Raw genomic sequence first — 21,867 nt, forward strand, 5'->3', positions numbered from 1 at the left:
TTTGTTTTTAACAGTTTTTTACTTTACTGCTTGAGCCATAAGGATACAAAAGCTTTTGAAATAATTTAGATCTTTAAAACTGTAAACTTTAAAAAGACTGATTTTTAGTATTTTAAGGTTTGTTGTGAAGTATAAGATTTACTATAAAGGAAAATTGCGTTAGGGATGGGGGCAATATCCTTTTTCGGTACCTTAAAACTTCCTCGTGAAGCTATTAATGTTTTTTGTCACAAAAGAGTTAGTGCAAAGCCCAATTTACAGTAACAGAAACCAACAGAAGATCACTTTAATAAGTGTAATCTCTAAAGTTGTGAAAGTTTGTAATACTACTTATAAATGCTTTGTAAATTTGGATTTGGTATTTCTTATGAAAAATAAGATTTATATCTAATGTAAATTGTGTCAGGGAGGGAAACGATATCATTTTGCGTTGCCAAAACTTTCTTGACAAAGCATATAAAAATACCTTTTACAAAAGGTTTAGTGCACAGCCCGATTCGCCGCCGTATAAACGCATATAATATTAATTTGATATTGGTATTTAGTCTTGTCTTATTTTGGGCCTATAACTCTTTAAAATAGCATGTTTTTACATAATTATCTAATCTTTAGATTTTATGCGAAGGAGTGGCTAATTGTTTGTATAAAAAAAACGGCATTGACTTTTTAGTCAATGCCGTTTTCATATTTATTATAGTTCTTATTTTAGATTATAATAAGGGAATTAATTACCAAATATATATCTAAGTGTAAATTGTGCTTGCCAAACATCTGTTGTTCCTGAATTTTTTTGGTAAGTATTTTTAATTAAATATCTGTTTCCGTTAGGGTCAGTTTGTGTAGCAAGAGTATAAATAGGCACGTTACCAGTTGTTGCTGAAGAAAATGCCAATACATTTGGATTGGTTGCTCTTTGCGAAAGTCCCCAATCTTTGTTTATCATGTTTGTAAAGTTCAAGATGTCAGCTCTAAATTGAAAACTATTCTTTTTACCTGCTATTTTGATGTATATATCTTGAGAAATAGATAAATCTAATCTGTGTAGCATTGGTAAAACAGACTCATTTCTTTGAGCATATTGACCTCTTCTTGTACGAAGGTATTTATCCTGATCTATATAAGCATCAAATGCAGTTCTTTGTTCAGCTTCTGTGTAAGTTCTTGAAGTTGTAACACCAGCTACGGTACTTGTAATCAAAAGAGGAGCAAAACGAAGTTCAGACGCATTTTGTGGTACATAAATTAAATCATTACCACTAACTCTGTCTCCATTCATATCGCCACTATAGCTATAAGAAAACGGGTTAGCCTGTTCTCCGATATACCCTAAGTTTATAGAAGTTGCACCTCCAAGACCTTTACCATATTCGATTCTGTATCCAATAACACCAACCAAACGATTTGGTGTATTGTTGTTTGAATTAGTAACATCCAGATTGTTATTTCCGTTTACAGATCTTCCGCTTGTCCATGAACCAGAAGCTACTGATCCCGGAGACATTAAGTCTGTAGCATTAGAATGTGTGTAGGCAAATGATCCCCAAAGTCCTCTTTGGTAAGGGTATTCTATTTTGAATGTTGTAGAATAAAAATATCCTTTATCAGTGTTCGCTAAAACGATACCGTTTGAAACGTTATCATTTACACGAGTTCCAGCGTCATTACGTGAATATCTAGGTCTGTTGTCAGTACCACTGAATGTTCCAACGGGAGCATCAAAGTTAGCATTGTAATAAGTGATTGCATTGATATTCTTTTGAAGAATTCCTTCAACTGTACCTGTAAATCCAAAAGGAAGTTTTTGATCAACTGCCATTGTAGTTTTCCAAACCTGAGGAGATTTGAAATTTTTCTTATTAAATGACAAGTCAAAAGTTGATGGAGCTGTAGGTTTAGCCGGAGTAAAATAATCAGCTGGTCTTGGTGTAAAACCATATCCTCCCGCAACCAAATCAGCAGCACTAACATCTACAACACCTGTAAGAACACCGTTATTTCCAATTTGATTTGATAAATATACTCCTGGAGATCTACCTGTAAATACTCCTGAACCTCCACGGATTATTGTTGAAGAGTTTCCGTTTAAGTCAAGATTGAAACCAACTCTAGGTTCAAATAAGATAGCTGGATCTGGCATTGTACCAGTGTTGAATTTTTCGCCATTAGCAAAAGTCATAGCAGTAACTGTAGGGTTTTCTAATGCCGTATCAGCATACCAAATTCTTGAAGCTCTTAAACCAACTGTTAATTTAAATCTGTCGCTTAATTTCATTTCGTCCTGAGCATAAATATCTAATTTGTTAGATTTTAATATTTGCATTGGATCTGCACCACCTGGTAAAGCAGAATATTTGTATTGAAATTTACTTGGATTGGTAAGAGTTACACTTGACGGAGCGCCGTTCTTTCCTGCAGAATCATTTGCAGCAGCATAAAAATCAGCTAAAGAGTTAAAAACGTAAACTCCGTTTGATCCTGAGAAGAATAAGTTACTTGATTTGAAATATTCAAAATTCGCACCAAATACTAAAGAGTGTTTTCCGATAGTTTTAGTCAAATTGTCTGTGAAGTGTAGTGTTGAGTATGAAAGTTTGTTTCCTTGAGTAAAAGGATCTAAACCAACAGAAATATAAGTAGCAGCACCTTGCTTAATATCAATTGTTGGGAATAAACCACCACCAATTAAACCTCTGTCTTCAATTTGTTTGTCATAACCTCCAATGAAGTTATTGTACCAGGAGTTGCTCAATTTACTGTTCAATTCTAATACGATTGATCTTGTATTATCTAAAATTGTATAGCCACTATTTTGAAAAGACATTGCTAATCCGCTATTAGTTCTGTTACCAAACCCTAATGAGTTTGAATTAGAAGTCAACTGATCAGAAGATGAATTATGAAATACGTAACGAGCAGTAAGTTTATGATTGTCATTGATATTCCAGTCAAGTCTGGTTAAGAATTTTTTTGATTCTTTTGAAGAATCGTAATTTTCCCATGGACCTGTAGTGTATCCAAATTTGTCTTTCATGAAGTTTGAAAGAGTTTGCATTTCAGTATAAGTTGGCAGAGAAACCTGACCACTTGGATTTGGAGAACCTGTAGAGGTAAAATTTGTAGCAGGGCTTGTATTATCAATAGTTTCAAAATTTCCGAAGAAGAATAATTTATCTTTGATAATTGGTGCTCCAATACGAGCTCCCAATATTTTTTCTTCAAATCTACCTGGTTTAATCGTTACATCTCCAGCATGAGTACCAATAAAATCTTTTTTATTACTTCTTGTAGAAGTATAAACAGATCCTTCGATTTCGTTTGTTCCACTTCTTGTTACGGCATTAATACCTGAACCTAAGAATCCGGATTGACGGATATCATAAGGAGCAATGTTTACTTGTAACTGCTCAATTGCATCTAATGAAATTGCAGTAGAACCAGTTCTACCTCCAGCTTGTGAATCTGACCCAAGTCCAAATCCGTTGTTGAATACAGAACCGTCAATTGTAAAGTTGTTTAGTCTTGAATCCTGACCACCAAAAGTTCCGTTTGCTCCGGCATTGGCATTATATTTTGTAACAGAGTTTATAGAACGAGCTCCTAAAACCGGAACTGCTGCAATTTCTCTGTTAGAAAACTGTTGCGATGCACCAGTTCTTCCTTTGTTAAAATTTCCTTTTGATTTTGTTGATACTACAACTTCCTGAAGAGCATTTTGTTCGTCATCGATCTTAACGTTTACAGTTAGATTATTACCTAACCCAACATTAATATCAGTGATTTCAGTTGTTTTAAAACCAATGTAAGTTACCTTAACAGTATAAGGGCCTCCTGGTCTTAATCCTTGTACAGCATATCCACCGTCAAAATCTGTTGTAGAGAAGTATTTTGTTCCGGTCGGTTTATGAACAATTTCTACTGTTGCCCCCGGGAGAGCTTCTCCTTTGTTTGATCTAACAGTCCCTGACATGGCTGAACTCGTAACTTGAGCATGGCCTAAGGCTGATAGAAGAATAATCAAAATAAAAATAATCTTTTTCATTTTTAATGTTATATAGTTTAATTTTTGGCAAAATTATAACAATTAACCGCCGCAGTGTTAACAGAATATTAACAAACTGTATTTGTTACGTATTTGTTCGTTTTTTTTAGGAATATTCTTTAAAAGATAAGTTGTTTAATTAGAAGGGTTTAAAAAACAAAATAATGCCCGTAATCAAAAATTATGAAAGTACTTACTGTATTATTTCATGTCTTTGTAATAGCGTTAGAAGAGTATTGTCATTTGTGAGATAATTGCAAAATATAAAAGAATCCAGTACAGGTATTACCCTCCGTTTTTTTATAGAAATTATGCAATAAGCCAAATACAAGCTAAGTAATTTGTCCAAATCATAATTAGTTGTAAAGAATTGATTTATCTGCTTACAGTTTGTACTTTTGCTTTTATGAATGATAATTTTATAAATGAGTATTTTGGGATAGGAATACAAAATGGTAAAACTCCGGAAAATTTAGGTGTTTTGTGGCGTACTGCTCAAAACTTAGGCGCCACTTTTATATTTACAATAGGAAATCGATATGCCAAGCAAGCTTGTGATACTCATGATGCAGTAAAAGCAATTCCTTATTTTCATTATGATACTTTTGACGCTTTTTTTGATAACCTACCTAAAGGAGCAAGATTGGTTGGTGTTGAATTAGATGAAAAGGCTTCAGATTTAGAGACCTTCGAACATCCAAGACGTTGTGTTTATTTATTAGGAGCAGAAGATCATGGCTTATCCAGAAAAGTAATGGATAAATGCCATCATTTAGTAAAATTTAAATCAGAAAAAAGTTTAAATGTAGCCGTAGCAGGAAGTATTATTATGTACGACAGAAACTTACCTAAAAAACGTTCTTAATAAAGAGACGAATTAATTGATCTCCGATGCCTCTAATGACTTCGGAGTTTTTGATACAAATCGTCAAATGATTACAAGACAATAATGGCGACACTCTACTTCCCGATACAAAAGTTAGCAAAAATATTCCCCAACAACTCGTCATTGGAAACTTGTCCCGTAATAAGACCAAATTGGTATAAAGCTTCGCGAATATCAAGCGCAATTAAATCACTTGAAAGATCAGTTTCGAGACCAAATTTCACCTTTTGTATTTCATCTAAAGCTTTTAGTAAGGAATCGTAATGTCTCGTGTTTGTTACGATAGTTTCATTATTACGCAAAGCACCGGTATTAACAAATGAAAGCAATTGATGCTTTAATTCTTCAACCCCGATATTCTCTTTGGCACTTAGAAAAATTTGTTTCAGGTTTAAAGTTTCAAGTTCCTGACGTGTCGTTTGAAGTTGGTCCTGGCTAAGTTGATCTATTTTATTACAAACAATTAAAATTTCTTTTAAAGGATATTTGTTTTTTATTTTCTCAATTTCAACAAGGAACGAAGCACTTGATACCTGAAACTTTAAACTATCCATGAGGTAGATAACGAGCTGTGCCTGTTCTATTTTTTCGAATGTTTTCTTGATTCCAATGCTTTCTACAACATCTTTGGTCTCGCGAATTCCTGCGGTATCGATGAATCTAAAACCAATTCCTCCAATCACCAGTTCATCTTCAATAGTATCTCTCGTAGTTCCTGCAATGTCTGAAACGATTGCACGTTCTTCGTTTAATAAAGCATTTAATAAAGTCGATTTTCCTACGTTTGGTTCCCCGACAATTGCAACCGGAATACCGTTTTTAATAACATTTCCAACAGCAAATGAATCAATCAAACGTTTTAAAACAAATTCAATTCGGTTTAATAATTCATGAAATTGAGTACGATCAGCAAATTCGACATCTTCCTCTGCAAAATCCAATTCTAATTCGATTAAAGAAGCGAAGTTCAGAAGTTCCTCGCGCAATTTTGCTATTTCATTACTAAAACCACCACGCATTTGCTGCATCGCAATTTGGTGCGATGCTTCATTGTCTGACGAAATTAAGTCGGCAACAGCTTCTGCCTGCGATAAATCAAGTTTTCCGTTTAGGAATGCTCTTAAGGTAAATTCACCCGCATCTGCCATACGGCAACCTTTTCTTAATAACAACTGAATAATTTGTTGCTGAATGTAAGTAGATCCGTGGCAGGAGATTTCGATCGTATTTTCGCCTGTATAAGAATTTGGCCCTTTGAAAACAGAAACCAAAACTTCATCAAGTGTTTTCGAATCGTCGACAATATGACCCAAATGCAAAGTATGTGTTTTTTGCTTGGTTAAGTCTTTGTTTTTTATCGATTTAAAAACAGAATTTCCAATGGTAATAGCTTCAGAACCTGAAATTCGAATTATAGCAATAGCTCCTGCTCCTGACGGAGTGGCTAATGCAACTATAGAATCTTGATTTATCATGGTGCAAAGGTATAAAAAAAGCCCCAAAGTTTTGTTCTTCCATATACCTTGAAGATATGTTCTGTAAGGACTTAAAATTGATTTATGGAGTCAATATCAAATGTTAAAATACTGATAATTGTCAGAGTATTTTGATTTTAGAATGACTAAATTTGAGAGAACAACTTCTAAATACGAATCAAAATGAAAAAAATAATATTCCCCACAGATTTTTCCGACTCTGCTACAAATGCATTTGTACATGCTTTAGAATTTGCTAAAATTGTAAATGCTGAACTTATTTTATTGCACACCTTTGAAATCCCAGTTTACGATAGTCAGTTTTTTCCGGAAAATTATGCTGCAATTTACAGCTCTATAGAATTAGCAAAATTTGAAATGTTTAAAGATGAAATCCCAAAATTAAGAACCATTGCAATGGAACGAAATTTAGAAGATATAGTAATAAAGCATCGTTTGATGGATGGTGATTTGATTTTTAATTTAAAAAATGCTGTCGAAGAAGACAAAGCCGATTTTGTTATTATGGGAACTTCCGGAGTTTCAGACTGGACCAAATTTTTTCTGGGGTCGAATACCAATGCTGTAATTTCTGAGATTAAAGTTCCGGTTTTATGTATTCCTGCCGACACAAAATACAAGAAAATAAAAATAATAGGTTTTACAACCCGCTATCGTGAAAAAGATAAAATTGAGCTGAGAAAAGTATTGGAGATTGCTAAAAAAACAAATGCGAAAGTAAAAAGTTTGTATGTTAGAACTTCAGGTTCAGATGTTTCTGATACAACTATAAAAGAATGGGAAAAAGAATTTGCAAATGAAAATGTAGAGTTTCTAGTGTTGCCAAGTGACGAAGTAAAAGAAACTATACTGGATTTTATCCTTTATAAAGATGTTGATATCATAACGACAATAACCCATAAAAGATCTTTCTTTGAAAGCCTTTTCGAGTCTAGTTTTTCAAAAAAAATAACAAAAGAAGTTTCTATTCCGGTTTTAATAATGCATGAAACCTAAAATTATCCTATGATAGTAAAATTGTAGGTGTAAAACCTATATTTGTATTTCATTAAATTAAAAAGATGGAAGCATATCAGGATAAAGTTGCGCACTATACTACAGTTTTTAGTAAAATCAATAAGAGATACAATAGCGTAAGTATTTTGCGTCTTTTAAGTGTTTTTCTTTGTTTGTTTTTACTGTTTTATTACCTAAAAACAAATGAAATTCTTTACGCAACTTTTGCTTTTCTGTCTTTTGTTGGTTTTATTTTTTTAATGCGAATTCATTCAGGATTGTCTTTTCAAAAAGAACTTACAACAGCAATTTTAAAACTCAATCGTAATGAAATTACTTATTTAAAAAGAGAGAAAACTCCTTTTGAAAACGGAATTGAATTCAATGATTTTCATCATCCTTATGCTTATGATTTAGATGTTTTTGGAGAACATTCTTTATTTCAGAATATCAATAGAACTGCAACATTTGTAGGAAAAAAAACATTAGCAAATCAGTTATTGAACTTGTCCTCTAATGAAACCATTCTCGAAAATCAAGACGCAATTAATGAGCTTAAAACTAAAATCGACTGGCGTCAGGATTTCCTGGCTTTGGCAATGATTAGTAATGATTCTAAAACTTCGTATGATTCGTTGCTTTATTGGAACGGGTTTAAAAATAACACATTACCTAAATTTTTAGTTGCACTTTCAATTATTATTCCAACATTGTTTTTAGGACTTTTAGCAGCTTATTTTATTACTTCAAAAACAATTTTGCTGTCGTATCTAACGTATGTTTTTATTGCTAATCTGATCGTATTAGGAAAATCTTTTAAGAGAATCCAATCTGAAATCGCAAAAGCAGATAACATTGATAAAATAATTAAACAATATAGTTTATTGGTTCAGAAAATTGAATCTGAAACTTTTGAATCAAAGAAATTAATTGATTTACAAAAACAATTGATTTTTAGAAATGCAACAGCAAGTAAACATTTAAAAGATTTGTCGGAGTTGTTTTCAAGAATGGATACGATAAATAATCTTGTGACCGCAATTTTATTTAACGGTACATTTTTGTTTAATCTTCATGTTTTAAAAGCTCTTTTAAAATGGAAAGAGAACTACTCGGCTGAACTGGAAAAATGGATTGCTGTTATTGGTGAATTTGAAGCCTTAAACAGTCTGGCAAATTTAGCTTACAATAATCCGGATTTTGTTTTTCCTGAAATCAATTCGGATTATAAAATTGGTTTTTCAGATTTAAGTCATCCTTTGCTTAATCCAGCCACAAGAGTAGGGAATGACACTCATTTTTATCCGGAATCATTTATGATTTTGACGGGTTCAAATATGTCAGGCAAAAGTACTTTTTTAAGAAGTTTAGGAATCAATATGGTTTTGGCAGGAACAGGCTCCGTAGTATGTGCATCAAAAGCAAACATTCACCCGCTTCCGGTTTTAGTTTCAATGCGATTGTCTGATTCTTTGGCAGATAGTGAGTCGTACTTTTTTGCCGAAATTAAACGTCTAAAACAAATTATGGATGCGTTGGAAGAACGTCCAGCTTTTGTGTTGTTAGATGAAATTTTAAGAGGAACCAATTCTGATGACAAACGAAACGGGACAATTGAAGTAGTTAAAAAGATCATTGCTAAAAAAGCCATTGGTGCAATCGCCACACATGATATAGAAGTTTGCTTAACAACAAACGAATATCCGGATACTTTGACCAATCAATGTTTTGAAGTAGAAATTCAAAATAATGAACTTCATTTTGATTACAAACTCCGCAACGGAATCTGCCAAAATAAAAGTGCTACTTTTTTAATGCAGAAAATGGGAGTTATTTAAAAGAGTAAAGAGTAAAGAGTAAAGAGTATAGAGTAGAGATTATAGAGTAAAGATTTTAGATGCAAGATTATCTTGATTGTCTTTAAGATTGAGTTAAATTAGGCTTAATTCACTTTGACTGCCTCGACTTCGCTCGGTATAACATTTATTGCTTGTCACTCTGAGCGAAGTCGAAGAGCACAACGTAACCACAAAGAAAAGCATCTTGATTCTAAAATCTTGGCTCTATGATCTTTACTCTATACTCTATAATCTTACTTCAACCCTTCTTTAATAGTCTGTACAAAAGCCTCGACTGGCTGCGCTCCGGAAACTGCATATTTTCGATCAAAAACAAAAAACGGAACACCTTGTACGCCAATTTCCTGTGCTTCGGTAATATCGCTTTCAACATCCTTTAAGTAAAGATTTCCGTTTTCGATAACTTCATTTACCTCATTTGAATCTAAACCTGCTTTAGTTGCCAATTCTATTAAAGTTTGCGTGTCGTTTAAATCTCTTCCTTCGGTAAAATAAGCCTTAAAGAAAATTTCTTCCATTGCATCACCTAAGTTTTTAGTTTTAGCCAACTGTATAATGCGATGAGCGGTTAAGGAGTTTGAGATAATAGCTTTATCAAAATGATATTCTAAACCAACGCTTTTTGCGCGTTCTACGACACCTTTATGCATTTCTATTGATTGCTCAACCGAAATACCCTTTCGTTCGGCTAGAAATGTATAAACATCTTTGCCGGATTGTGGCGTAATAGTAGGATCAAGCTGAAAACTCTTCCACTCAATTTCAAATTCACTTTCTGGAAATTCAGCTAAAGCTGTTTCCAGTTGTCTTTTTCCGATATAACAAAACGGACACATGATGTCCGACCAAATTTCTATTTTCATAGTACAAAGTTAAAAAAAAATGTTTCAAGTTTCAGGTTTCACGTTTGTGTAAAACGAACCATAAAGTTCACGCAGCGTTTATACAAGTTTGAAACAAAAAAATACTCAAAATAAAAAACCGCAATTCTTTTTCGAGAATTGCGGTTTCTAGGTATAAAAAATGGTTGGTTAATAGCGATATTTTTTTTTACAATGATATGTCTTTAATTCGAAATTAAAAAAGATCCCTGTAACAAAAAGAAGTTTTGATGTTAACTATTTAACATCACGGGCATTACCAACATGGTAACCGTTTCTCCTTCTTCTAAACCGTCAACAGGTGTTAGAATTCCTGCTCTGTTGGGCAATGACATTTCTAACATAATCATATCTGATTGTAAGTTGGTCAACATCTCTGTTAAAAAACGAGAGTTAAAACCAATTTGAAGATCATCTCCTTGATAATCACAAGTCAATCTTTCTTCTGCTTTGTTCGAGTAATCGATATCTTCTGCAGATACATTTAATTCGGCTCCGGCAATTTTTAAACGGATTTGGTGTGTTGTTTTATTGGAGAAAATTGCCACACGCTTAACAGAACTTAAAAATAAAGAACGGTCAATCATTAATTTATTTGGATTTTCTTTTGGAATTACCGCTTCGTAATTAGGGTATTTTCCGTCGATCAAACGACACATTAAAATATAATTGTCAAATGAGAAAGTCGCATTCGAATCGTTGTATTCAATTTTTACTTCAGCATCAGAGCTTCCTAAAATACTTTTCAAAATATTTAAAGGTTTCTTTGGCATAATAAAATCAGCAACCTGAGATGCTTTTACATCTGTACGGGCATATTTTACTAATTTATGAGCATCTGTAGCAACAAAAGTTAATCCTTCCGGAGAGAACTGAAAGAATACTCCTGACATCACCGGACGTAAATCATCGTTTCCGGCAGCAAAGATAGTTTTGCTTACAGCAGTAGCCAAAACATCAGCAGGAACAAGTGTTACAGAAGGATCTTCAAGACTTACAGATTTAGGAAATTCTTCTCCCGCAGCATACGCCAAAGCATATTTACCGGAGTTTGAGCTAATTTCTACCGTATTGTTTTCTTCAACCGTAAAAGTTAAAGGTTGTTCTGGAAACGTTTTTAAAATTTCAAGCAAAAGTTTTGCCGGCACAGCCACGCTTCCTCTGCTTGTAGAATCGATTGATAATGTAGCAGACATTGTAGTTTCAAGATCCGAAGCCGAAACCGTCAACTCATTATTGTCTAGTTCAAATAAAAAGTTATCTAAAATAGGCAACGTATTGTTACTGTTGATTACACTACCTAAAACTTGTAATTGTTTTAATAAGTACGAACTCGATACTATAAATTTCATCTCTTTTGTTTTATTTTTTTGATCTTTTTCTTAGTATTTCTTCCACTAAGATAGATTTTACAAATATATCGTAAACAATCTTAGTTTCGCAAATTTTTTATCAACATCTATTTGCTGTATTTTCTTTTTCGGATATAGGTAAATGCTAATCCAAAAACCAATAAAATTAGAATTGGAAGTCCGATAGTTATGAATTGTGTCAGACTATAATTTTCGTAAACTTTCTCCTTGTCTAATAACGGCAAATTGACATCTTTACTTCTAATGTTAATAAGTCCGGTATCATCTAGTAAATAATTGATACAATTCATCATAAAATCTTTATTGTCGTACAGGTTTCCAGTGCGTTGGTCATACCCTAACTCAACCGGCATCATGTTTTTATCCAATTGATTTCTGGCCAAATCGCCATCTGAAATCACAATCATTTTGTTTGGTTTTCCTTTTGTAAGAAATGAACTTTCTTTGAAAGGCAATACACGATTCTCAAAAGCCGAATGGAAAGAACCTTCGAGTAAAACGGAAAGGGGTATGTTTCCTTTATTCAAATAATCCTGTGGCGAAGATTTCTCGGTTACAATATTTAAATTAATTTCTACAGGTGCTCCAATGGTTTTTGAATATTGGGAAGATTGCAACAAAACAGTTTTTTTAATTCCGTTCTTTAAAGTATCAATTGGACCTGCAAAATCAAATTTGATTCCGCCCAGGTTTTTTACAATTGGATGCTGACTTGTTGGATAAACTTGTGGAGCATATTTCCATACAAAATCCTGATATTGTGTAGCGCTTCCTTGTTCGCCGGTAGCTAATTTTATTGGACTTCCCTGTTCGTCTTTTACCAGGTCAGGATTAATTCTGAATCCGTATTTAAAGAACATATCGTTTAAATTCAAATCTCTTGGATATGCTAAAGTTGCTCCGGATTGATTGTATAAACTGTCCATATCTGCCGCAACCTGATCGATTAGCCATAAAGTTTTTCCTCCGTTCATAATAAACTGATCCAGAACTTGTTTTTCTTCATCAGAAAAAGTTTCGGTTGGTTTTGAAATAATGGCTAAATCATATTTTTTTAAAGCATCTAAAGTTCCGTTTGGATTTTTGGCTACAGAATCTAATGTAAAAGGTCCTATGTAATAACTTTCGCGAATTTGTCTCAATAATTTAGCGATGTGAATTTCGTTTAATTCCCCATTCCCTTTTATAATTGCAACTTTCTTTTGTCTGTCTTTACTAATTTTATTTATGGCATCAGCAATAGAATATTCCAGATGCTGAATCGATCCAATTACTTTTTGTGTAGTCGAAGCTCCCATTATGTTTTTCAACAAAGGAATATTGACTTCTTTATTGTTGTAAACTGCAATTGCCCACGGAAAAACCATTGCCTGTGATTGTTTTCCTTTATCGTCGACGGTAATGTTTATTGGCGTAAGACCTTTTTGGTACAAAGATTTTACAACATCCATGTTTTCTTCTCCGTTTTCTAACGGATTTACAAACTCAAAAACAATGTTGCTGTTGTAAGCCTGAAACTCTTCCAGTAATTGTTTGGTTTCTTGTTGTAAACGTCTAAAATCTGCGGGCAAATCGCCTTGCATATAAATTTTGATCGATAACGGGTTTTTAACCTGTTTTACAATTTGCAAAGAGGTTTCAGATAAAGTATATCGTTTGTCTTTGGTCAAATCAAAGCGGTGGAAAAACAAACTTCCCAATACATTTAAAACGATTAAAACGAAAACGGTAATACCTAACGTTTTGATATTTTGTTGAGTAGATACTTTCATTACGCTTTAAAAGATTTTAATTGATAAACTGTAAAAGACAGAAATAATGCCGTGATGCTTAAAAAATAAATAACATCGCGGGTATCGATAACGCCCCGACTCATACTCTTAAAATGATCCTGCATACCAAATGCCGAAATAATAGTCGATTGTCCCGGAACTAATGTAGCCAATCCTTCGAAACCGAAATAAAAGACAAAACATAAAAAAACAGCAATTATAAAAGCAACAATTTGATTTTCGGACAGGGTAGAAGTAAAAATACCAATAGCCGAATAAGCGGCAATTAAAAACAATAATCCAAAATAAGAACCAATGGTGCTTCCCATATCTATATTTCCTTCAGGAGAACCCAGGTTGGAAATTACTTTTACATAGATAAAAGTGGGGATAATTGCCAAAACAATTAATAGAAGCGAGCCTAGAAATTTTCCGTTTACAATTTCCCAAATCGATAAGGGTTTGGTTAAAAGCAATTCAAGAGTACCTTGTTTTTTTTCATCAGAGAAACTTCTCATCGTTACGGCAGGTATCAGGAAAATTAAAATCCAGGGTGCCAGCGTAAAAAAAGGAGTAAGATCTGCATATCCTGAGTCCAATATGTTATAATCTGATTTAAAAACCCATAAAAATAGTCCGTTGCTAATTAAGAAAATAGCAATGACCAAATAGCCAATAGGAGAGCCAAAAAAGGATTTTATTTCTCGTAAAATGATTGATTTCATGTGTAACGTTTATTCGTTTTTTTGTTTCTGTTTTAAGGTTCGCTGTACATTGCGAACTTTGTGTTTTATTAAACTTTTTCAAATATAATCTTTGCGTTCTTTGCGGTTCATTCGTTTCAATATTCAGCATATAATCTGAAACCTGAAACAACTTAATTTAAACTAACCACTTTGTCGACGCTCCACGCTTCCGGTTTTGCATTAAACAATTTTTTTGTAAAACTCCAAACCGTATTAAAAAGTTCAGATTGCCTGTAGTTTTCTAAATCTTCTTCGGTTTCCCAGTAACTGTATGTAAAAAAAATGCATTTGTCATTTTTATCCTGATACAATTCCAGAAAACGATTTCCGTCTGCGTTTCGTATTTTGTCTTTTACGGTTTCGAAATTTTCCAGAAAATCCGGAATTTTTTCTTCGTGAAAACTCATTTTTACTATTCGAACAAACATGATTTGCGATTTTAGATGGTTTATTTTAGGTTTTAGATTGAAAAACCTGCCTGCAAGGGCGCAAAAATACCAAAATTGATTCTTCTTTTTAGTAAAATTAAATATTATAAAGTATAATTTAAGAGAACTTTATCGTAATCACATCACGATAATTAAGCCCCAATAAACTATTTGCAGAGCCTACTTTTGAAGGATTACTTCTAAAAATGGCAATTTCGAGAAAACCGGCTTCATTAAAGATTGCTAGTTTTTCGCCTTCGTACGTTTTTATCGGATACTTGGCAGAACTTGCTATTGCAGAGTAGTTAGGTAAGATCGTTTTGATGCTTTTGGGTTTCATGACAATTTCATAAGGGCGTCCTTTTGCTATTTCCAGAAATTGTCTTTTTGATATATTGGTTACAACGTTTCCAAAATGATCAATATAAATGACGTAACCTTTTATCGAATTCCCATCATTGGCAATTACAGGTTGCAACTCATTAATTTCTTTAACTGCTGTAATTTCCTTTCCAATAACATTCAATAATCCACCTTTAGAAATGTGACAGGCTACTTGTATAAAAATATCCAAATCGCTTGATTCACTCGGAAAACGGTCATGTATGTTGATGGCAACAATTTTTTGCGGAACAATTTTCTGCGTAAGCATACTTAGAATACCGTTATCAGCACATATAAAGTAGTGATCGTTCCATTGCATGGCAATATGTTGGTTTTCTTTATTGCGCTCGATATCTACACCAATTAAGTGTACAGTTCCTTTTGGAAAACTCAAATAAGAGGCTCCAATAATGTAACTTGCTTCGGCAGTGTTAAATGGGTCAACGTCATGCGAAATGTCAACGATTGTAACATCTGAATACTCAGATAAAATTTTACCCTTTAGCGAACCAACAAAGTGGTCTTTTAAGCCGTAATCGGTAGTAAGGGTAATTATTGACATAATTTTGTTTATAACTATTGGTAGTATTTAAATCTAATTTTCATTAAATTTGAGAATGCAAAGCTAACAATAGTAAATGCAAAAATGAAGGAAACAAAAGACAAATTGTTTTAATAGTCTTAGTTTTCAGTTTCAGTTTTCAGTCCGTAAAAAAGAATTGAATTTGAAAATAGATAAGATAGTAGAATTTGGTTTGAAAAGTTGATTTGATTATACTTTTAAATCTGAGACTGCCACTGAAAACTTTAAACTAAAAAACACCCGACAACCACAGATTTATAAAACTGATTTATTTTTAATTTAAAACTACCTCATTTGAACGAGAGAATTATCGAGCTCATAGACATCGCTCCAAAAGACTTTTGGGGCGCTCAAGACACTCATCTTGAAATAATTAAAAAGTATTACCCAAAGCTTAAAATCGTAGCAAGAGGTACCACTTTGAAAGCATTTGGCGAAAAAGAAGTTTTAGATGAATTCGAAAAAAGATTTCAGAGGCTTATGCTTCATTTTACCCGATACAACAACATTGACGATAATGTAATTGAACGTGTAATTATGAGTGATGGTCAGGATGAAAGAAAATCATTAGATCATGACAAAATATTAGTTCATGGAGTTGGTGGTAAAATAATTAAAGCCATGACGCCTAACCAGCAACTATTGGTCGATACCATTAAAAAAAACGATATGGTATTTGCTGTTGGTCCAGCCGGAACAGGAAAAACGTATACTGGTGTTGCAATGGCAGTAAAAGCACTTAAAGACAAAGAAGTAAAAAGGATCATATTGACGCGACCAGCGGTAGAAGCAGGAGAAAATCTTGGTTTTTTACCCGGCGATATGAAAGAAAAACTAGATCCTTATATGCAACCGCTCTATGATGCTTTGCGCGATATGTTGCCCAACGAAAAACTGGAAGATTACATTTTGAAAGGAATTATACAAATTGCGCCATTGGCATTTATGCGTGGGCGTACGCTTGATAATGCTTTTGTAATTCTGGATGAAGCACAAAATACAACGCATTCGCAAATGAAAATGTTTTTGACCCGTATGGGGAAAAATGCAAAATTCATGATTACTGGTGATCCTGGACAGGTCGATTTGCCACGCAGAACTATTTCTGGTCTTAAAGAAGCAATCCTGGTTCTGAAAGACGTTGACGGAATTGGAATTATTTATCTTGATGATAAAGATATCGTACGTCACAGATTAGTCAAAAAGGTAATCGATGCTTATAAACAAATAGAAAATCACGATTAAGTTTGTGCATTTTGCTACAGATTTTTTTGCCACGAATTTCACGAATTAATTTGCGTGAATTTGCGGCAAAATAATAAAGGGATTATAAATCACTTTAATCTTTTAAGCTGTGGCCAAAAAAGCACAGTAAATGATATTCGTTTTATGCATATTTTTTTATAGAAATGCATAAAACGAATATTTTTTTTGATTTTTATTTTATTTCAGTAAAATCGTTCGGGAACGAAAATTATGTTACTTGATCCTCCTAAAGATTTGCCTTTAGAAACAATTGAAAACTGGATACAAAAAGCATTGAATTTATGTAAAACCGGATTTATTAAAGTTTAAATTATTTAAAATTCAGTATTTGAGGAAATCGTTAAATAAATAATAAACTTGCCATATTTTGGGCTTTTATGATGGTATATCTTTGTTCTTCCGGGCTTAAAGCTGTAAATTTGCACATCATAAATACTTGATCTTTAATATGAATTCAAATCTTAAAAATATAAAAGTTATCGTTAGTGACTTAGACGGAACTTTACTTAACCCTCAGCATAGAATCTCAGAATACACTAAATCAATTTTTCAGGAACTTCACAATCAAAATTATCTTATAGTTGTCGCTACAGGACGTCATCATCTTGATGCAATGGCAATTATTGAGACACTTAAAGTTCCCGTTTATTTAGTAAGTTCAAACGGAGCAAGGATTCATTCGCCAGAAAAAGAAGAGCTATTTGCCTTCAATTTGGATAGTGATGTTGTAAAGGCAGCACTAAATGTAGAAATCGATCCTGAAATTACTGTAGTTTTATTCAAGGAAAATGTTTGGCAAACCAACAAATTAAGCGAAAAACTAAATGCATTTCAGGCGGATTTAAAATACCATCCGGAATTGGTTGATTATAAAAATCTGGAAGATTTTGGCGCAATTAAAATTTTCTTCTCCTGCGACAATCATGAAAAATTAGTAAAGCTAAAAGATGCTATTTTAGCAAATTCATCTCAATATTTGCATCATGCTTTTAGTTTACCAACTTGTTTAGAGTTTATGGATAAATCTATAGATAAAGCAGTTGCGATCGAGAGAGTACTTGAAAAACAAGGGATTACTTTAGATCAGGCAATTTCTTTTGGAGATGGTTTTAATGATGTTCAAATGTTATCAGCATCAGGAAAAGGATTAATTATGGGCAATGCTCCGGCTTTGCTTAAAGAAACGTTACCTAACTTAGAAGTAATAAAAACCAATGCCGAAGATGGCGTTGCACAATACATTGCTTCAAAAATTTTGAATAAAGAATTTGCTTCCAGTTAACTAAATAGTATAGCAGAAAAGATACAATTTTAGACTTTTGATAAAAATAAGATCCTTGGAGATAATTCTTCAAGGATTTTTTTTGTTGGATGCATATAATGCAAAGAATTTCGCAGGCAAATGATAAAAACATTTTTTTAATAATTTGCAAAGTGTATTTTTGTTTTCTCAAAAAACTATAATACCATGACAAAAAACATTTTTATTCTTGCCTTTCTAATACTTTCGATTACGGGCAATAGTCAAACCTTGAAATTAGAAGAAATAATGAAAGGGGAATCTTTTATTGGAAATCAACCAACATACGGACGCTGGTCTTTAGATGGGAAAAAAGTTTATTTTGAATGGAACCCAACAGATGATTTAGGAGCAAATACTTATTTCTGGCAAAAAGGAGCGGCAAAACCTGTTTTGGCAGAACCAAAAGAAGCTGCTTTTTCAAAATTTGATTTTAAAAGAAAACCAACTTCAGATATCGCTTATTATGTAGATAAAGGAGGATTGTATTCGTATACAATTAGTACAAAAACGACAAAAAAAATTATTCAGCAAAGTAAACCAATTTCAAATATTGAATTAGGTGCTACTGCCGGAATAGTATTTTTTGAACAAAACGATAATATTTTTAAATACAATACTAAAGAAGGAACGGTACTTCAAATCACGAACTTTAGTAAAGGAACGAAAAAAGAAAAAACCCCGGAGAAAGAATCTTTTTTAAAGACACAACAAAAAGAATTGTTTCAGTTTATTAAAGATAAAGAGGCTAAAAAACAATGGAATCTTGCGAAGAGCAAAGCTGTTAAATCTGATTTTGCCAAAGAATATTTTTATGGTAAAGACAACTTCTTTAATCTGAAAGCGAATCCAAATGGTAATTTTGCAACTTTTAGTTTAGTAGAAGAATCAGAGGCAAAAAAAGAAAAAATGGAAGTTTTTATAACAGATGATGGTTATAATCAAACGCCGGATACCAAAGAAAAAGTTTCTACAGCAAACTTGGTAAAAACTAAATTCGGAATTTATTCTGTTGCGAAAGATAGTGTTTACTTCGTTAATTTTTCGACGTTAAGCCATATTCAGGATGCGCCAAAGTATTATGAAGGGTATGATAATTTGAAAAACAAAGCCAAAGAAGATAAATTGATTATGGCTCAGCCTCCGGTTTATAACGAAGATGGTTCTTTGGGTATTGTAGAAATAAGAAGTCAGGATAATAAAGACAGATGGTTGGTGAGTTTGAACCTCGAAAATGGTTCATTTAAAGAGGTAGAACATCAACATGATGATGCATGGATTGCCGGCCCCGGAATCCCGTCTTACTCATTTGATTCAGGAACTTTGGGTTTTCTGGCAGATAATGAAACCATCTATTTCCAATCTGAAGCTACGGGATATTCTCATTTATATACGTACAACTTAAAAACAGGGGGTAAAACACAACTAACCAACGGAAATTGGGAAGTGCGTGATGTAACTTTATCAAAAGATAAAAAAGCATTTTACTTAACGACAAATACAACCCACCCGGGAAATAGAAATTTTTATAAACTTGCTGCAACTGGTGGAGCTTTAGAACCAATCCTGATCAAAGATGGTGCACATGAAGTTGTACTTTCACCGGACGAAAAGTCACTTTTAGTACGTTACTCTTATAAAAATGTTCCTTGGGATTTTTATATTGCCGACAATAAAAAGAATACAGCTTTGCAACAAATTTCTTCTTCGGTTTCTGAGGATTTCAAAAAATACAAGTGGAGAGAACCGGAAGTTATTACGTTCAAAGCGCAGGACGGAACTCCTGTTAATGCAAGATTATATACTCCAAATGCAGCGAATGCAAATAAAGCGGCCGTAATTTTTGTGCACGGTGCAGGTTACTTGCAAAATGCGCACAACTATTGGAGCAATTATTACAGAGAATATATGTTTCATAATTTGTTGACAGATTTAGGGTATACAGTTCTGGATATCGATTATAGAGGAAGTGATGGTTATGGACGTGATTTTAGAACTGGAATTTATCGTTTTATGGGAGGAAAAGATTTATCTGACCACTTGGACGGAAAAAAATATTTGGTAGAAAAATACGGAATCGATGCCAACAGAGTGGGTATTTACGGAGGTTCTTATGGAGGGTTTATTACCTTAATGGGGATGTTGACAACTCCTGGCGAATTTGCTTCGGGCGCTGCTTTACGTTCTGTTACAGACTGGGCACATTATAATCATGGGTATACCGGAAATATTTTGAATTTCCCGGAAACGGATCCGGATGCTTACAAAAAAAGTTCTCCTATTTATTATGCAGATAATCTAAAAGGAAATTTAGTAATGTTACACGGAATGGTTGATGATAATGTAGAGTATAAAGATATTGTTCGTTTGTCTCAACGTTTTATCGAGTTACAGAAAAAGAATTGGAGCTTGGCTTCTTTTCCGGTAGAATCTCACGGATTTAAAGAAACATATTCCTGGATTGATGAATACAGCAGAATCCTGAATTTATTTAATTCGACACTTCTTAAAAAATAAGTATTCAGTCGCAGTCGCAGTCTCAGTATTCGGTTTCGGTTTACAGTCTCAATCTCTGCGAAAACTTTGTCAAAGCTCTAACTGAGACTGTAAACCGCGACTGAAAACTAAAAACTTTCTTGTTTGCTCTTTTAATTAGTTTTAAATTTGCATTCATAAAAAACAACACAACAAACAATAATGAGCAATACAATCACAACTACAAATTTTAATTTTCCAGATCAAAAATCAGTTTACCGCGGAAAAGTCAGGGAGGTTTACAACATAAACAACGAGCTTTTGGTAATGGTTGCAACAGACAGGCTTTCGGCTTTTGATGTGGTTTTACCAAAAGGTATTCCGTACAAAGGGCAAATCTTAAATCAGATTGCGACCAGATTCATGGAATTGACAGAGGATATTGTACCAAACTGGTTGATTGCAACTCCGGATCCTAATGTAGCTGTTGGTCATTTATGTGAACCTTTTAAGGTAGAAATGGTTATTCGTGGGTATCTTTCAGGACATGCTGCCCGTGAGTATGCTGCGGGAAAAAGACAAATATGCGGTGTTGTTATGCCGGAAGGTTTAAAGGAAAATGATAAATTTCCGGAGCCAATTATTACACCAACTACAAAAGCTGATAATGGTTCTCATGACGAAGATATTTCTCGCGAAGATATTCTGGACAAAGGAATTGTTACGGAAGAGGATTATCTTGTATTAGAAAAATTTACCCGTGATTTATTTCAAAGAGGAACTGAAATCGCTGCTGAGCGCGGATTGATTTTAGTAGATACTAAATACGAATTTGGAAAAACAAAAGAAGGTGTTATTGTTTTAATCGATGAAATCCATACACCGGATTCTTCTCGTTACTTTTATGCAGATGGATATCAGGACAGACAGGATAAAGGAGAAGAGCAAAAACAATTGTCTAAAGAGTTTGTGCGTCGCTGGTTGATCGAAAACGATTTTCAAGGTCAGGACGGACAACAAATTCCAGATATGACAGAGGAATATATCGAGTCTGTTTCTGAAAGATATATTGAATTGTACGAGAAAATTTTAGGAGAAAAATTCGTAAAAGCAAATATTGCCAATATCGATCAGCGTATTGATAAAAACGTATTAGAATATCTTGCTGCTAAAGAATAATTGTCAGTTTTAAACGAACTGTTTAAAACATGAACTTTAGAATCCATAAAAAAATGCCTTGCTATTTATATTGATGATAGCAGGGCATTTTCTTTTGCACAAATTGATAAAATGTAACAGTTTACAGTCTCAGTATTCAGTCACAGTATTCAGTTACAGTATTCAGTTACAGTATTCAGTTACAGTATTCGGTTCGGTCACAGT

At 33.4% G+C, this 21,867-nt stretch carries 15 protein-coding genes; 7 read left to right on the top strand and 8 right to left on the bottom strand.

Annotation, left to right across the window (positions count from 1 at the left end):
* Positions 1–724: 724 nt before the first annotated feature.
* Positions 725–4,039, bottom strand: a complete 3,315-nt coding sequence (locus B0A64_RS22680) for a TonB-dependent receptor (RefSeq protein WP_089481748.1) — start codon at positions 4,037–4,039, stop codon at positions 725–727.
* A 406-nt stretch (positions 4,040–4,445) separates the two neighbouring features.
* Between B0A64_RS22680 and B0A64_RS22685 the strand changes: the two genes are divergently transcribed.
* Entirely contained in the window at positions 4,446–4,904 is a 459-nt protein-coding gene (locus B0A64_RS22685) for an RNA methyltransferase (protein ID WP_089481749.1), read from the top strand.
* A 95-nt stretch (positions 4,905–4,999) separates the two neighbouring features.
* Here B0A64_RS22685 and mnmE read toward each other — a convergent pair whose 3' ends face one another.
* Entirely contained in the window at positions 5,000–6,400 is a 1,401-nt protein-coding gene (gene mnmE / locus B0A64_RS22690; RefSeq protein WP_089481750.1) for a tRNA uridine-5-carboxymethylaminomethyl(34) synthesis GTPase MnmE, read from the bottom strand.
* A gap of 183 nt (positions 6,401–6,583) precedes the next feature.
* Here mnmE and B0A64_RS22695 point away from each other — a divergent pair, with 183 nt between their 5' ends.
* Together B0A64_RS22695 and B0A64_RS22700 are read left to right on the top strand one after the other, a co-directional pair.
* Positions 6,584–7,417, top strand: coding sequence for a universal stress protein (locus B0A64_RS22695; protein ID WP_089481751.1), 834 nt, complete (start codon positions 6,584–6,586; stop codon positions 7,415–7,417).
* Between the two features lie 65 nt (positions 7,418–7,482).
* A complete protein-coding gene (locus tag B0A64_RS22700) occupies positions 7,483–9,255 on the top strand; it encodes a MutS-related protein (protein WP_089481752.1) in 1,773 nt (590 codons plus the stop codon).
* Between the two features lie 254 nt (positions 9,256–9,509).
* Here B0A64_RS22700 and B0A64_RS22705 read toward each other — a convergent pair whose 3' ends face one another.
* The 6 genes from B0A64_RS22705 to B0A64_RS22730 all read right to left on the bottom strand — a co-directional run bounded on the left by B0A64_RS22705 (position 9,510) and on the right by B0A64_RS22730 (position 15,422).
* Positions 9,510–10,139, bottom strand: coding sequence for a DsbA family oxidoreductase (locus B0A64_RS22705; protein ID WP_089481753.1), 630 nt, complete (start codon positions 10,137–10,139; stop codon positions 9,510–9,512).
* 251 nt (positions 10,140–10,390) lie between these two features.
* Positions 10,391–11,509, bottom strand: coding sequence for a DNA polymerase III subunit beta (gene dnaN, locus B0A64_RS22710; protein WP_089481754.1), 1,119 nt, complete (start codon positions 11,507–11,509; stop codon positions 10,391–10,393).
* 107 nt (positions 11,510–11,616) lie between these two features.
* Positions 11,617–13,302, bottom strand: a complete 1,686-nt coding sequence (gene gldG, locus B0A64_RS22715; protein ID WP_089481755.1) for a gliding motility-associated ABC transporter substrate-binding protein GldG — start codon at positions 13,300–13,302, stop codon at positions 11,617–11,619.
* Positions 13,302–14,027, bottom strand: coding sequence for a gliding motility-associated ABC transporter permease subunit GldF (gene gldF, locus B0A64_RS22720; RefSeq protein WP_089481756.1), 726 nt, complete (start codon positions 14,025–14,027; stop codon positions 13,302–13,304). Before gldF ends, gldG begins: the two co-directional genes overlap by 1 nt.
* Positions 14,028–14,179: 152 nt before the next feature.
* On the bottom strand, positions 14,180–14,476 hold the full coding sequence (locus B0A64_RS22725) for a putative quinol monooxygenase (protein WP_089481757.1): 297 nt from the start codon (positions 14,474–14,476) through the stop codon (positions 14,180–14,182).
* Positions 14,477–14,594: 118 nt separating this feature from the next.
* Positions 14,595–15,422, bottom strand: a complete 828-nt coding sequence (locus B0A64_RS22730; RefSeq protein WP_089481758.1) for an SAM hydrolase/SAM-dependent halogenase family protein — start codon at positions 15,420–15,422, stop codon at positions 14,595–14,597.
* 315 nt (positions 15,423–15,737) lie between these two features.
* Between B0A64_RS22730 and B0A64_RS22735 the strand changes: the two genes are divergently transcribed.
* The 4 genes from B0A64_RS22735 to B0A64_RS22750 all read left to right on the top strand — a co-directional run bounded on the left by B0A64_RS22735 (position 15,738) and on the right by B0A64_RS22750 (position 21,663).
* Positions 15,738–16,688, top strand: a complete 951-nt coding sequence (locus B0A64_RS22735; protein ID WP_072958604.1) for a PhoH family protein — start codon at positions 15,738–15,740, stop codon at positions 16,686–16,688.
* 469 nt (positions 16,689–17,157) lie between these two features.
* Positions 17,158–17,991 carry a Cof-type HAD-IIB family hydrolase gene (locus B0A64_RS22740; RefSeq protein ID WP_089481759.1) on the top strand — a complete coding sequence of 278 codons (834 nt, stop codon included), beginning with the start codon at positions 17,158–17,160 and terminating at the stop codon, positions 17,989–17,991.
* A gap of 186 nt (positions 17,992–18,177) precedes the next feature.
* Positions 18,178–20,526, top strand: coding sequence for a S9 family peptidase (locus B0A64_RS22745; protein WP_089481760.1), 2,349 nt, complete (start codon positions 18,178–18,180; stop codon positions 20,524–20,526).
* Between the two features lie 180 nt (positions 20,527–20,706).
* A complete protein-coding gene (locus B0A64_RS22750; protein WP_089481761.1) occupies positions 20,707–21,663 on the top strand; it encodes a phosphoribosylaminoimidazolesuccinocarboxamide synthase in 957 nt (318 codons plus the stop codon).
* Positions 21,664–21,867 lie beyond the last annotated feature (204 nt).

Origin of the sequence: Flavobacterium araucananum, assembly GCF_002222055.1 — a bacterium.
GTDB classification, from domain to species: Bacteria; Bacteroidota; Bacteroidia; order Flavobacteriales; family Flavobacteriaceae; genus Flavobacterium; species Flavobacterium araucananum.